Here is a 13437-nt window from a genome sequence, read left to right on the forward strand (position 1 = left end):
TCCTGCCCACAACCCAGCTGTCAGCCGGTGTTGCGGACGCCCGCCGCGATGCCCTGAATGCTCAGGAGCAGGGGACGTTCGAACTCGTCCAGGCCACCGTCCTTGCCGCGACTGCGGCGCAGGAGTTCCACCTGGATGCGGTGAATCGGGTCGATGTACGGGTTGCGCAGGCCGATGCTTTCCTTCAGGCGCGGCTCGTTCGCCATCAGGTCCGCGCCGACCACGTCCTGCACCAGCGCGACTGTGCGGGCGTAGGCGTCCTTGAGGTGCGTGGCGAGCGGGTGCGCGTCCCCCTCGGGCAGCAGGCGCAGGTACTCGTCGAAGATCAGCGGGTCGCTCTTGGCGAGGCTCATCTGCGCGTTGTCCAGCACCGTGCGGAAGAATGGCCAGGTGGCGTACATCTCGCGGGCGGTCTCCACGCCGATCTCCTGCAGGCCCTCGCAGAGCCCGTACCAGCCGGGGAGGTTGGCGCGGTTCTGCGTCCAGCTCATCACCCACGGAATGGCGCGCAGGTTGCCCAGCGTGGGCGCGCCGGGACGACGCACCGGACGGGACGCGATGTTCAGGCGGGCGATCTCGTGGATGGGCGTGACGTGCTCGAAGAACGGCAGGAACGCCGGGTCGTCCACCAGCGCGCGGTACGCGCGGGCGCTGCTCGCGGCGGCGCGGGTCATGGCGTCCGTCCAGGCGGGATTCAGCTCCCCGGCCGGGCGCGCGGCGGACAGCAGCAGCCCGTACAGCGCCTGCTCGAGGTTGCGGCGCGCCAGGACCGGGTGGCTGTACTTGTCGGCCAGCGCCTCGCCCTGCTCGGTGATGCGCAGCCCCGCGTCGATGGTCCCCGCAGGCTGCCCGAGGATCGCGCGGCTGGCCGGGCCACCGCCACGGCCGATGCTGGTGCCGCGCCCATGGAAGAAGCGCCAGCGCACCCCGGCGCGGCGGCACACGTCGCTGATCTGCCGCTGCGCCTCGTGCAGCGCCCAGTTCGCCGCGAGGAAGCCCGTGTCCTTGTTGCTGTCGCTGTAGCCCAGCATGATCTCCTGCACGTCGTCACCCAGCACCGCGCGGTACTCGGGCAGCGACAGCAGTTCCCACACGACCTGCGGCGCCCGCTGGAGGTCGTCCAGCGTCTCGAACAGCGGCACGGGCAGGATGCGCAGCCCCACCTCGCGCGCCAGGATCAGCGGTTCCAGCACGTCACTGACCGACTCGGCCATGCTGATCACGTACCGTCCGAACGCGCGCGGCCCGGCGCGGCGCACCGCGTCCCGCACCTCTCGGATCGGCCCCACAGCCGTCTCCAGGGTGTCGGGCAAAGCCTCCCCGGCGGGCCACAGCGGGCGGCGCGAACGCAGCTCGCGGATCAGGAGTTCCTGCTTGGCATGCTCGGGCAGCGCCGCGTAGTCGGCCTCCACGCCGGAGGCGCGCAGCAGTTCCGCGACCGCCGCGCCCGTCTGCCCGCTGTGCTCGCGCACGTCCAGGCTCACGAGATGCTGCCCGAACACCCGCGCGACCGTCAGCAGCGGTGACAGCAGCTGCTCCGCCGTGCGGCGCTGCCCGTCCGCGATCAGGCGGGCCTCCAGGGCCTCCAGGCGACCCACCAGATCCAGCGTCTGACCGTCCTTCACCGCGTCGAACAGGCTCTGAAGCTCCTCGCGGTACGCCTCCTCGCCCTCGTCCTCCTGGCTGAGGTCCGCGAACGCCTGCCGGATCAGGCCCAGCATCACCTCGCGCGCCCGCTCGCCGTGCAGCGCCAGCGTCTCCCGCGTCGCCTGCGGCGTCACGAACGGGTTCCCGTCCCGGTCCCCGCCCATCCACGACGAGAAGCTCAGCGGCAGCGTCGCCGCCGTGTCCCGCCCGAACACCTCCCGGAACGCCGCGTGCAGATCACGCTGGAGCGCCGGGAGGGCCTGCGCGATGCTCGATACGTACGTCAGGCCGCCCTTCACCTCGTCCAGCACGGTGGGTTTCAGGCGGCGCAGTTCCGGCGTGCGCCACAGCGCCTCCACGTGCGCGGCGATCGCGGCCGCCTCCGGGCCGTCCACGCCCCGTCACTCAGGGTCGGCAGGGCCCGCGCCACCTGCTCCAGGTGACGGCGCACCGTTCGGCGGCGCATCTCGGTCGGGTGCGCCGTGAACGTCAGCCCCAGGTCCAGCCGCGAGAGCAGCGCCTCGACCTCCTCGGCCCTCAGGCCCTGCGCCTTCAACTCCTGCATCGCCTGCGCCAGACTCTGCGGCCGCACCCCGCCCGACGCCGCCAGCACCCGCACCCGCTCGTACTCCTCGGCCAGGTTCACCAGCTGGAAGTACCACGTGAACGCCCGCGCCAGATTCCCCGCGTCCGGCCCCGACAGTCCCGCCAGCATCGCGCGCAGCTCCGCGTCGCTGCCCCCGGCCCGCACCTCGCGCACCAGGGCGCGCGTGCGCTCCACCAGCTCGAAGAACGCCTCGCCCTCCTGTTCCTTCAGCACCTGCCCCAGCGTGCGGCCCAGCAGGTTCACATCACTCCGAATGCTCATGCTCACTCCCTTCAACCGGCTGGCGCGTGCGCCCGACAGCAGTTCTTCCGTTGCGCCAGTGGCGAGGACAGCACGCCCACCGGCTTCATTCCAGATCGCTGCCCACGGCGGGTCCTCGCGCTGCGGCGCAGCTCTGCGAGTCCGCTCGGGTCAGCTCTCTTTCCGGAAGGACACCGTCAGAAGAGCGGTGGTCAGCTCTCCTGCCCTTCCACGTAACGGTACCGTTCAATGCCCACGGCGCGGTTGCCCTCTATCTGGACAAAGACGCCGTTCAGTTCCGACGGACCGTCCGCCGCGCCGTACCGGTGCGGCCGCTCGGTCACGAACCGCTCGATTGGCCCGTGCGGGTCACTGCCGATGATCGACTCGAACGGCCCCGTGAACCCCGCGTCCGCCTGGAACGCCGTGCCGCCCGGCAGGATCCGCGTATCCGCCGTGGGCACGTGCGTGTGCGTGCCGATCACCGCCGCCACCCGCCCGTCCAGGTACCGCGCCATGCCCTGCTTCTCGCTGGTCGCCTCCGCGTGGAAATCCACGAACACGCTGCCCAGATCGTCCCGTTCCAGCAGCGTGTCCATCGCGCGGAACGGGTTGTCCACCGCCTCCATGAACACCCGGCCCAGCAGGTTCACGACCGTCAGCCGCTCCGTGCCCTGCGCGGTCTTCACGTCGAAGCTGCGCCAGCCCACCCCCGGCGTGCCCGGATCGCTGTAGTTCAGCGGGCGCACGATCGGGTACGTGCCCTCGTCCTGCATCAGCACGTACACGTCCTTGTGATGCCACGCGTGATTCCCCAGCGTCATGCAGTGCGCCCCGGCCTTCAACGCGCCGTCCGCGCCCTCGCGGTGCAGGCCGAAGCCGCCCGCCGCGTTCTCCATGTTCACCACGATGAAATCCGCCCTGGAGCGCAGGGTCGGGAGATGCGCGCCCAGCACCCGCCGCCCCGCCGCCGCGAACACGTCCCCCACAAACAACAGCCTGATCATTCGGTCAGACTAGCGCGGGGCAGCCCGGTTGCCCGTTGAGCCGCGCAGGGAGTGTTCCTCACGCGGACGTGGTGGACTGGCGGGGTGGACTCACGGGAACTCCTGGTTCTACCTCCGGCGGAGGTGGCGGCCCTGCTGCGCGCCGCCCCGGCGTCGGTGCGGGTCCTGGGTGTGGGCAGCGACCACCGCGCCTACGCGCTGGGGGAGGACCGGGTGGTGCGCCTGCCCCGCTGGCCCGGCGGGGGAGAGGCCCTGCGGCGCGAAGCCCGGTTGCTGGCGTGGCTGACTCCCCGGCTGCCCGGCGTGGGGCTGCCGGAGGTGCTGCACCTGGGTGCCGCCTCGCCGCTGGCCCCGGAGGGCTTCAGCGTGGCGCGGCGCGTGCCGGGCGGGTCGGCACTGGGGCAGTCGCTGCCCGATCCGGCTGGACTGGGTGGGCTGCTGGGGCGCTGGCTGGCCGACCTGCACACCCTGAATCCGCGGGGGTCCGGGCTGGGCGTGGATCTCGACCCGACCGGGCACGACTGGCGGAACGCCGCGCTGGAGGACCTGAGGGTCGCGGCGGACGCGGGTGTCCTGCCAGAGGCGGCGGCGTGGGCGGGTCGCGTGCAGGCCGTGCCCGACCTGCGTGAGGTGGTCCCGGTGCCCCTTCACGGTGATTTCGCGGCTGAGCACGTTCACCTGGACGGCCAGGGAGACTTTGCGGGTGTGCTGGACTGGGCGGACGCGGCGCTGGGTGACCCGGCGCGGGATCTGGCGGGCCTGATCCACTGGGGTGACCCGGCGCTGCTGCAGGCGGCGCGGAATGTGTATCCAGCGTCCGGTGCCGTGTGGGAGCGGGCGGCGTGGTACGCGCTGTGCCGCGCGCTGGGGGATCTGGCGTTCGCGGTGGGGGAGGGGCAGCCCGCGTACCTGGAGGCGGGACGGCGGGCGCTGAACGGGCTGCGGGGCTGGTGGACAAACGCCCCGCCGCGGTCTTAAACTTGAACCGAGTCTAATTTTATAGGTATCTCGCAGGAGGTCGCATGAAGATTCAGAAAGCCGCAGTCATCGGCGCAGGCGTCATGGGCGCTGCCATCGCCGCCCAGCTCGCCAACGCCGGGATTCCCGTCACCCTGCTGGACATCGTCCTGCCCGACAACCCCGACCGCAACTTCCTCGCCAAGAGCGGCGTGCAGCGCGCCCTGAAAGCCCGCCCCGCCGCGTTCATGGACGCCCGCCGCGCCGGACTGATCCAGGTGGGCAACCTCGAAGACGACCTGAAGAAACTCAAGGACGCCGACTGGATCATCGAGGCGATCATCGAGAAACTCGACGCCAAACGCGACCTGTGGGCGCGGGTCGAGCAGGTCGCCAAGAAGACCGCGATCATCAGCAGCAACTCCAGCGGCATCCCCATGCACCTCCAGATTGAGGGCCGCAGCGAGGACTTCCAGCGCCGCTTCGTGGGCGCGCACTTCTTCAACCCGCCCCGCTACCTGCACCTGCTGGAAGTCATCCCCACCCCCAAGACCGACCCCAAGGTCACCGAGGCCTTCAGCGAGTTCGCGGAAACCACGCTCGGCAAGGGCATCGTCGTCGCCAACGACGTGCCGGGCTTCGTCGCCAACCGCATCGGCGTGTACGGCATCGTCCGCGCCATGGACCACATGGTCAAGGCCGGACTGACCCCCGCGCAGGTGGACCAGCTGACCGGCCCCGCGCTGGGCCGCGCCAGCAGCGCCACCTTCCGCACCGCCGACCTGTCCGGCCTGGACATCATCTACCACGTCGCCAACGACCTGGGCAAAGCCACCCCGGACGACGAGGACTTCACCCTCACGCCCGCCTTCCGCGCCCTCGTGGAAGAGAAGAAGTGGCTGGGCGACAAGACCGGCAGCGGCTTCTACAAGAAGACCAAAGACGAGAAGGGCAAAACCAAGATCCTCAACCTGAACCTCGACACCTTCGAGTACGAGGACCAGGGCAAGGTCAAGGTCGCCGCCGTGGACGCCGTCAAGGGCCAGCCCCTCGCCGCCCGCGTCAAGGCCCTGTACGCCGCCGAAGGTAAGGAAGGCGAATTCCTGCGCGGCGTCATGAACGACGGCTTCTGGTACGCCGCCAAGATGGCCGGGAACGTCAGTGGCCGCCTCCAGGACATCGACAACGCCCTCAAGTGGGGCTTCGGCTGGGAACAGGGTCCCTTCGAGACCATGGACACCCTGGGCGTCCAGACCGTCATCGCGAACCTCGAAGCCGAGGGCCGCACCCTGCCCCCCCTGCTGGCCGCCATGAAAGCCAGTGGCCGCGACGCCTTCTACCAGAACGGCGAGATCGTCACCCCCGACGGCCAGCCCACCCCCTACCAGGCCCCGTACTTCATCCTGACCGACCTGAAGAAGGACGCCACCAAGATCGTCAAGAAACGCGCCGGGGCCAGCGTCATCGACCTGGGCGACGGCGTCCTCCTGGCCGAATGGCACGCCAAGATGAACGCCCTCGGTGAGGACCAGCTCCGCACCGTGCAGGACGCCCACAAACTCGTGCAGGACATGGGCTACGCGGGTCTCGTCATCGGCAACCAGGGCGACAACTTCAGCGCGGGCGCCAACCTGCCTTTGATCCTCTCGCAGGCCCAGGCGGACGAGTGGGACGAACTCGACGACATGATCAAGCAGTTCCAGCAGGTCACCACCAGCCTGCGCTTCAGCCCCCACCCCACCGTCGCCGCACCCTTCGGCATGACCCTCGGCGGCGGCGCCGAATTCACCCTGCACGCCGACCACGTCGTCGCCAGTGCAGAACTGTACATGGGCCTCGTGGAAGTCGGCGTGGGCCTCATCCCCGGCGGCGGCGGCACCAAGGAAATGCTGCTTCGCTTCACGGACATGCAGCAGCCCAGCCAGCGCCTCGGCGCCACCCTGCTCCCCGCCGTGCAGCGCGCCTTCGAACTCATCGGCACCGCCAAGGTGAGCACCAGCGCCCTCGAAGCCCGCAACCTCGGGTTCCTGCGCGACACCGACACCGTCGCCATGAACAAAAACCACATCCTGCAAGACGCCAAACGCCAGGTCATCGCCCTGGCCCCCGGCTACGTGCAACCCACCCCCGCCACGACATCCCCGTCATGGGCGACGCCGCCATCGGCGCGATCAAGAGCGCCCTGCACGGCATGCACCAGGGCGGCTACATCACCGACTACGACCTCGTCGTGTCCGAACAGCTCGCCAAGGTCCTGTCCGGCGGCACCGGCAACAACCGCACCGCCAAAGTCAGCGAACAGCACCTCCTCGACCTCGAACGCGAAGCCTTCCTCACCCTCCTCGGGAAGAAAGGCACCCAGCAGCGCATCGAGCACATGCTCAAGACCGGCAAACCGCTCAGGAACTGAGCCCCACCTCTCCCTGGGAGGTGCCCCGCAGGGGCGGACTCTCAGAGCTGCGAAGCAGAGGGGGCGAGAGGGGGTGCGCCAGCAGCGCCGCGGGCCACCCCCACCCGGCCTCCCCCCTGAAGGGGGAGGAGCAAGTCACCTCCGCCCCGCACCTTCTGCAAGGATGACCGCATGACCCGCCTGACCGACCGACTCCTGAACGTCCGTAAACGCCGCGCCCTCGGCTGGGCCGCCCTGGCCTACGCCGGGGTGGTGCTGGCGGGTGCGCTGGTGGGGGCGGACATCACCCTGCGGAGTAAGACGCGCTGGGTGAAGGGCGTGTTCGTGCCGGTGGGTCGGCGCGGGAACGAGGTGTACCTGCCCGCCAGTGCGGAGACGCTCTCGCGCGGTCCGATCGGGATCGTGCCGCTGCTCCCGAACAAGGGGCACGCGGTGCTGGGTGAACGGAAGGTCGTCGGCACCCTGGTGCGCCGCGAGGTGCAGGACGAACGCGGCGTGCTGCCCAACGGCGCACTCGCGTGGGCCAGCACGTTCGTGTACAACGGCACGCCCGCCCAGCTGGGCGTGGAGTTCGAGCACACCGCCGTTCACACGCCGCTGGGCGACATGCCCGCGTGGCACATCCCCCCCAGCGGTGATAACCAGGGCCGCGCGGACGCCGTCGTGATCGTCATCCACGGGCACGGCGGACAGCGCGCCCAGGCCCTCCGGATGCTCCCCGCGCTGCGGCGCACCGGGACGGGCAGTCTGTTCGTCACGTTCCGCAACGCGCACGGCGCGCCCCGCAGCGAGAGCGGGTACCTGACCCTGGGCGACCAGGAAGCCGAGGACGTCATCAGCGCCCTGCACTGGGCGCAGCGGGCCGGGTACAGACGGGCCGTGCTGTACGGGTTCAGCATGGGCGGCAACATCGCCCTCAGCGCCCTGCGCGAACGGCACCAGCCGTACCCGATTCCCGTCACGGGCGTCATGCTCGACTGCCCCGCGCTGGACTGGCGCGCCACCATCCTCTCCCAGGGCCAACGCTTCGGCCTCCCCCCCTTCCTCGCGCGGCACGTCGCCACCTTCACCCAGTGGGTCGTGACGCGCCGCAGCGGCCAGGACTTCGACACCGTCGACCAGATCCGCGCCGCACCCAGCTTCAACCTCCCCATCCTCATGTGGCACGGCACGCGCGACCGCACCATTCCCATCGCGCAGGCCGACGCGCTGGCCGCCGCCCGCCCCGACCTGATCGAATACCACCGGGTCGAAGGCGGCAAACACATCCGCGTGTGGAACATCAACCCCGAACAGTACGACGCCCAACTCGAAGCCTTCATCGGCAAGGTGCTGCCGGAGGTGGAAGGGTGAGCGACTGGCAGAGACTGACGACCATGTCGGACAGAGTGACTCTGAGGGCACCTGTCACCGATGTGGACTTGCAGGATCTCCGCAACTGCGCCGGGCTTCAACTCCCCCAGGAGTACGAGGACTTCCTTCGCTCTTCGGATGGCCTCGATGTGTACTCGTCCATTGTCTTCCCGTCAAAAGACGCCGTCGTCAAAAACACTCGACCCATCACTGAGAACTGGGATGAGCTGTATATGCCTGTCACGGGACTATTTTTCTTTGGTGAAGATGCCAGCGGTGACCTCTTCTTCTTCAGGCGCTTGAAGAGCTGTGTTGATCAGAGCGTCTACGTGTGGCGACATGAAGATGACAGCCGAATACAGATTGCCTTCTCTCTGGCTGGCTTCCTCGAAAAATATCTATCCGGCGATTATGACGCCTGGAATCTATAAGGAGTAACGACTATGCGTGATGCTGTTATTGTTTCTGCCGTCCGGACGCCCGTTGGTCGTGGCGTGAAAGGCACCCTGGCGAACACCCGCCCCGACGATCTGGCGGCGCTGGTGCTGAACGAGGCCGTGAAGCGCGCCGGTGTGGACGCCGGTATCGTCGAGGACGTGTACCTCGGCTGCGCGATTCCCGAGGCGGAGCAGGGCCTGAACGTGGCCCGTCTGGCCGCGCTGCGCGCCGGGATGCCCGACAGCGTGGGCGGCGTGACCGTGAACCGCTTCTGCTCCAGCGGCCTGCAGACCATCGCCATGGCCGCAGCGGCCATTCAGGCGGGGCAGGCGGACGTGATGCTGGCCGGTGGTGTGGAGAGCATGAGCTTCGTGCCCATGAGCGGCCACAACCCCAGCCCGAACCCCGAACTGGTGGACGCCCGTCCCGGCGCGTACATCGGCATGGGCATGACCGCCGAGAACGTCGCCGCGAAGTACGGCATCAGCCGTGAAGATCAGGACGCGTTCGCATTCCGCAGCCACCAGCGCGCCGCGGCGGCGCAGGACGCCGGGAAGTTCGACGCCGAGATCGTGCCCGTGCCCGTCCGCGTGGACAAGCTGAAGGGCACGAAGATGAAGTCCGAGACCGTGAACTTCGACAAGGACGAACTGATCCGCCGGGACGCGAACCTCGCGGACATGGCGAAGGTCCGCCCCGCGTTCAAGGCGACCGGTTCGGTCAGCGCCGCGAACAGCAGCCCCTTCAGCGACGGCGCGGCTGCCGTGCTGATCATGAGCGGCGAGAAGGCGCAGGAACTCGGCGTGAAGCCGCTGGCGAAGTTCCTCGGCTTCGCCGTGGCAGGCGTCGAACCCGAACTGATGGGCATCGGCCCCGTGAAGGCCGTGCCGAAGGTGCTCGCGCAGACCGGCCTGACCCTGGACGACATCGACCTGATCGAACTGAACGAGGCGTTTGCCGCGCAGTCCCTGGCTGTGGCGCGGGAACTGGGCCTGAACCAGGACATCATGAACGTCAACGGCGGCGCCATCGCCCTGGGTCACCCCCTGGGGTGCAGCGGGGCGAAACTCGCCACGAGCGCCATCTACGAACTGCAGCGCCGTGGGGGCGGGAAGGCCCTGATCACCATGTGCATCGGCGGGGGCATGGGCGCCGCCGGGATCATCGAAGTGTACGGCGCGGACCAGGCCGCCGACTAACCTGAACACGGCAGCAGGGCACCCGCCGGGAAGGGGGTGCCCTGCTTCTGTAGTTGGTTCAGCGCTTGGTGAACCGGCTGGCGTTCAGGATCGCGGCGGCGTTCACGGGGCGCGACTGGACGCTCAGGCTGGCCAGGGTACGCTGCGCGGCGAGGCGCTGGATGGTGGTGGCGGTACGCGTGGCGGTCATCTGCGGCACCTCGGTGGACACCTGAAGCATGACGATGGCGACGTTCTGGATGGGAGTGTTGCTGCCGTCGAAGGTGCTGCCGCCGCCGATGAACGCCGTGTAGGACTTCCCGTCGCTCAGCTTCTCGACGCTGAATTTCCCGTCGAGATCCTCACCGGCGAAGTAGAGGTTCGAGTTCAAGACCTGTTGCGCAGTAGAGGTCGGAGCAGGTAGGTTCAAGGGTGTTGCGGCTTGAGAAGCTGAAATCCAGGGGGCGGTCCTTTGAACGGCTGGTGGGGTTGAGTCCTGCCGAGTTTGACCAGCTGCTGATTGAACTGGAGCCCTTGTGGGAACGGAGTCATCACCGCTCCCTTTCCCGCGCCGGACGGGTCCGGCGCATCGGAGCGGGCAACACCTTCAAGCTCGACCTCAGCCAGCGACTGCTGGTCACGCTGCTCTATCTGCGACAGTACTTCACCATGCATGTTCTGGGCATCCTGTTCGATCTGGACGCGGCGAACATCTGCCGGAACATCCATGCCCTGCTGCCGGTCCTGGAGCAGGCGTTGCCTGCTCCCCTCCGTCCCCGGACGCTCCAGGCCGAGCCGGATGAGGCTCCTGGAGGGGCGAGCAGGAACCCGAGGAAAATACGCTCTCTGGAGGAGTTTCTGGAGATCTTCCCCGAACTGACCGACGTGATCGTGGATGGGACTGAGCAACCTCGCGGGCAGCCGAAAGTGAAGAAGGGGGAGAACCCCGGCAAGAAGGCGGTCGGGCGGCCCAAGGACAAGAAGCGCTTTTACAGCGTCAAGAAAAGGACCCATACCCTGAAAACCCAGGTGGCGGTGACGCCCGAAGGACAGATCGTGCACCTCAGTGCGACCGCCAGCGGTCGCACCCACGACATGAAGGTGCTGCGACGTTCCCGACTGATGAACCGACTGCCCAGGCACGTCCGGGTGTGGGGAGACCGGGGCTATACCGGAATGGAGAAGGTCTATCCGGACTGGGAAACCATCGTGCCCGCCAAACGACCGAAGAACGGCGAGTTGAGCAAGGAGCAACGTGAGCTGAATCGGCTGATCTCCAAGGTGCGGATCAGCGCTGAGAATGCCATCGGCCGCATCAAGAAATTTCGCGTCTGCAAGGAGTTTTTCAGGAATCGGACCTCACAGCACGGCGTGATGTGGGGGTGTGTCGCCGGACTCGTCAATCTCCGTTGGCAACGCCGCCACCACCTCTGCACGCCCTGAGCGTAGGGACAGATCAGTGGGGAGCCGATTCGCGGCTCCCCACTGATCCTTCAACTACTGCGCAACAGGTCTTCAGTTCAAAGGCCGTTTCCAGTTTTGTCTTGCTGCTGATGTTGCCCAGCAGGGTCAGGCCAGTGCGGGTCAGGGCTTCGTTGGCGTACCCGCCGAGGGCCACGCTGCCGTCCGTGTCAATGACCTCGTCGTCGTACACCGCGATGCCGCTGTCGAGCAGGGTGTTCGCAGAGTCGTAGATGCCCCACTCCCACACGCCCTGGTTCAGGGTGGTGACGTTGAACACGGCGCTGGTGCTGACGTTGCCTTTGGTGTCGTAGGCTTTCGCGGTGAAGCCGGTGCGGTCGTCGTTCAGGACGTTGACCGTGTACTCGTAGGGCGCCGTGGTGTCGGTGTCCTTCAGCAGGCCCTTCTGGTAGAACTCGACCCTGCTGACGCCGCTGGTGTCGGCCGCGCTGGCCGTGATGGTGACGTCACTGTCCTGATTGGAAGTGCTCTGGGTCAGGGTGAGTTGCGGGCCGGTGGTGTCCGGGGTGTCGGTGCCGCCGGGCGTGCAGGCGGTCATGAGGGTGGCGGTCAGGAGCAGGAGGGGGGCGGCGAGTTTCACAACTGAACTCTAGGGTGCGGCTCGGTTCTCATGTGGCGTACGCTGGGCATCCCCCCCGCGCTGTTCACCTGACATTAAGATTCTGATCAAGGCGGGGGCTGTTCCTTTAGGATGTAAAGCAAGTTCGTCGCTTCGGTGCGGCGGGGTGCGGTTCCCATAGGCCGCCGGGGTGGAGTCAGGTCAAGTTGGCCTGACTCCATGCCTTTTGCTTCTTCGTTCATTCAGGTGTGGAGGTGATGGTGATGTTCAAGGGATTGGGTTGGCGTGCGGCGCTGCCGCTGGGGGTGCTGCTGTCGGGCGGCGCGCTGGCGGCGAGTTCGGCGGGAACGGCGGATCTGCTGTTCGCGCTGTTCTGGGTGGTGCTGGCGGCGGCGGTGTTCGGGACGGTCGCCTCGAAGCTGGGGGTTCCGGCGGTGGTGGGGCAGGTGCTGGCCGGGATCCTGATCGGGCCGAGCGTGCTGAGTCTGGTCCGCCCGGACGCGTTCATGCTGAGCCTCGCGGAACTGGGCGCGGTGTTCCTGCTGTTCATGGTAGGCCTGGAGACCCGCTTCCGTGACCTGCTGTCCGTGGGCAAGGAGGCGCTGCTGGTGGCGGTGCTGGGTATCGCATTCCCGCTGGCGCTGGGCTTCGGGTTCGGGCTGTGGCAGGACCAGGGGAACGTGAGTGCGCTGTTCGTGGGCACGGCGCTCGTGGCGACGTCGGTGGGCATCACGGCGAAGGTGCTGCAGGAGATGGGCGTGCTGGACGCCCGCTTCGCGCAGGTGATCCTGGGTGCGGCCGTCATCGACGACATCCTGGGGCTGACGCTGCTGGCGGTCGTCAGCGGCCTGGGCGCGGGGGAGAGCATGAGTGCCGCGCAGGTGGCGCTGATCCTGGGCCTCAGCGTGGGGTTCGTGGCGCTGGTGCTCGCCGTGGGCATCCCGCTCGTCCGGCGCTTCCAGCCCCGCCTGCGGAACCTGAGCCTGGCGCGCATGTTCAACGTGGCGATCGTGGTGGGCCTGGGCGTGGCGGCGCTGAGCACGGTCGCGGGCCTCGCGCCTATCATCGGGGCGTTCCTGGCAGGCATGGTCCTCGCGGAGGTGAAGGACGAGGTGGAGTTCGAGTCGAAGGTCCACGCCCTGGAGTCCTTCCTCGCCCCGATCTTCTTCGTGGTGGTCGGCCTGCAGCTGGACCTGGGCGTGCTGGGTGACCCGGTCGTGATCGTCGCGGGTCTGATCCTGACGGTGCTGGCCGTGATCGGCAAGGTCGCGGGCGGCCTGATCGGTGCGCGCAGCATGGGCAGGCGGCAGTCGCTGCTGGTCGGCGTGGGCATGGTCCCGCGCGGCGAGGTCGGGTTGATCGTCGCCAGCCTGGGCCTCGCGGCGGGCGTGATCGGCAAGCAGGTGTACGCCGAGGTGCTGCTGATGGTCCTCCTGACGACCGTGCTGGCGCCGCTGGTGCTGCGCGCCCTCGCCCCCCGCCCGGAACGGGACGCGCCCGCCGCCTGAACCCGGCGCAGAGAGGGGAGGGGGCCGTCCAGTGGGGCGTGCCCCCTCCCG

9 protein-coding genes and 2 pseudogenes are annotated in these 13437 nt (G+C 68.3%); 7 read left to right on the top strand and 4 right to left on the bottom strand.

Going from position 1 to position 13437, the window contains the following annotated elements; translation table 11 throughout:
* Positions 1-20: 20 nt before the first annotated feature.
* Positions 21-2515: pseudogene (locus EXW95_RS14920) on the bottom strand (phosphoenolpyruvate carboxylase).
* 191 nt (positions 2516-2706) lie between these two features.
* The gene (locus tag EXW95_RS14925) at positions 2707-3501 is read right to left on the bottom strand and encodes a TIGR00282 family metallophosphoesterase (protein ID WP_174368105.1); all 795 of its coding nucleotides are present in this window, start codon (positions 3499-3501) and stop codon (positions 2707-2709) included.
* 123 nt (positions 3502-3624) lie between these two features.
* On the opposite strand from EXW95_RS14925, the gene EXW95_RS14930 reads away from it, so the two are divergent.
* The 5 genes and pseudogenes from EXW95_RS14930 to EXW95_RS14950 all read left to right on the top strand — a co-directional run bounded on the left by EXW95_RS14930 (position 3625) and on the right by EXW95_RS14950 (position 9858).
* A complete protein-coding gene (locus EXW95_RS14930) occupies positions 3625-4479 on the top strand; it encodes a phosphotransferase (protein ID WP_174368106.1) in 855 nt (284 codons plus the stop codon).
* 44 nt (positions 4480-4523) lie between these two features.
* A pseudogene (locus EXW95_RS14935) lies at positions 4524-6868 on the top strand (3-hydroxyacyl-CoA dehydrogenase NAD-binding domain-containing protein).
* Between the two features lie 171 nt (positions 6869-7039).
* Entirely contained in the window at positions 7040-8221 is a 1182-nt protein-coding gene (locus tag EXW95_RS14940) for an alpha/beta hydrolase (protein ID WP_174368107.1), read from the top strand.
* Positions 8218-8652: an SMI1/KNR4 family protein gene (locus EXW95_RS14945; protein ID WP_174368108.1), complete on the top strand. Its 435-nt coding sequence runs from the start codon at positions 8218-8220 to the stop codon at positions 8650-8652. Before EXW95_RS14940 ends, EXW95_RS14945 begins: the two co-directional genes overlap by 4 nt.
* 12 nt (positions 8653-8664) lie before the next feature.
* Entirely contained in the window at positions 8665-9858 is a 1194-nt protein-coding gene (locus tag EXW95_RS14950) for a thiolase family protein (RefSeq protein WP_160981261.1), read from the top strand.
* Positions 9859-9916: 58 nt separating this feature from the next.
* On the opposite strand, the gene EXW95_RS14955 is transcribed toward EXW95_RS14950, so the two are convergent.
* Positions 9917-10228, bottom strand: coding sequence for a hypothetical protein (locus EXW95_RS14955; RefSeq protein ID WP_174368109.1), 312 nt, complete (start codon positions 10226-10228; stop codon positions 9917-9919).
* A 44-nt stretch (positions 10229-10272) separates the two neighbouring features.
* Here EXW95_RS14955 and EXW95_RS14960 point away from each other — a divergent pair, with 44 nt between their 5' ends.
* Positions 10273-11280 carry a transposase family protein gene (locus EXW95_RS14960; RefSeq protein WP_174368799.1) on the top strand — a complete coding sequence of 336 codons (1008 nt, stop codon included), beginning with the start codon at positions 10273-10275 and terminating at the stop codon, positions 11278-11280.
* 13 nt (positions 11281-11293) lie between these two features.
* On the opposite strand, the gene EXW95_RS14965 is transcribed toward EXW95_RS14960, so the two are convergent.
* The gene (locus EXW95_RS14965; RefSeq protein ID WP_174368110.1) at positions 11294-11899 is read right to left on the bottom strand and encodes an Ig-like domain-containing protein; all 606 of its coding nucleotides are present in this window, start codon (positions 11897-11899) and stop codon (positions 11294-11296) included.
* Between the two features lie 242 nt (positions 11900-12141).
* Here EXW95_RS14965 and EXW95_RS14970 point away from each other — a divergent pair, with 242 nt between their 5' ends.
* A complete protein-coding gene (locus EXW95_RS14970) occupies positions 12142-13386 on the top strand; it encodes a cation:proton antiporter (protein WP_174368111.1) in 1245 nt (414 codons plus the stop codon).
* Positions 13387-13437: the final 51 nt, after the last annotated feature.

The organism is Deinococcus sp. JMULE3 (genome assembly GCF_013337115.1).
Taxonomy (GTDB): Bacteria; Deinococcota; Deinococci; order Deinococcales; family Deinococcaceae; genus Deinococcus.

What these genes read in the sequence shown, in the direction of transcription:
- EXW95_RS14925 (WP_174368105.1), bottom strand. Translation starts at nt 3,501, where the DNA reads ATGATCAGGCTGTTGTTTGTGGGGGACGTGTTCGCGGCGGCGGGGCGG.
- EXW95_RS14940 (WP_174368107.1), top strand. Translation starts at nt 7,040, where the DNA reads ATGACCCGCCTGACCGACCGACTCCTGAACGTCCGTAAACGCCGCGCC.
- EXW95_RS14950 (WP_160981261.1), top strand. Translation starts at nt 8,665, where the DNA reads ATGCGTGATGCTGTTATTGTTTCTGCCGTCCGGACGCCCGTTGGTCGT.
- EXW95_RS14970 (WP_174368111.1), top strand. Translation starts at nt 12,142, where the DNA reads ATGTTCAAGGGATTGGGTTGGCGTGCGGCGCTGCCGCTGGGGGTGCTG.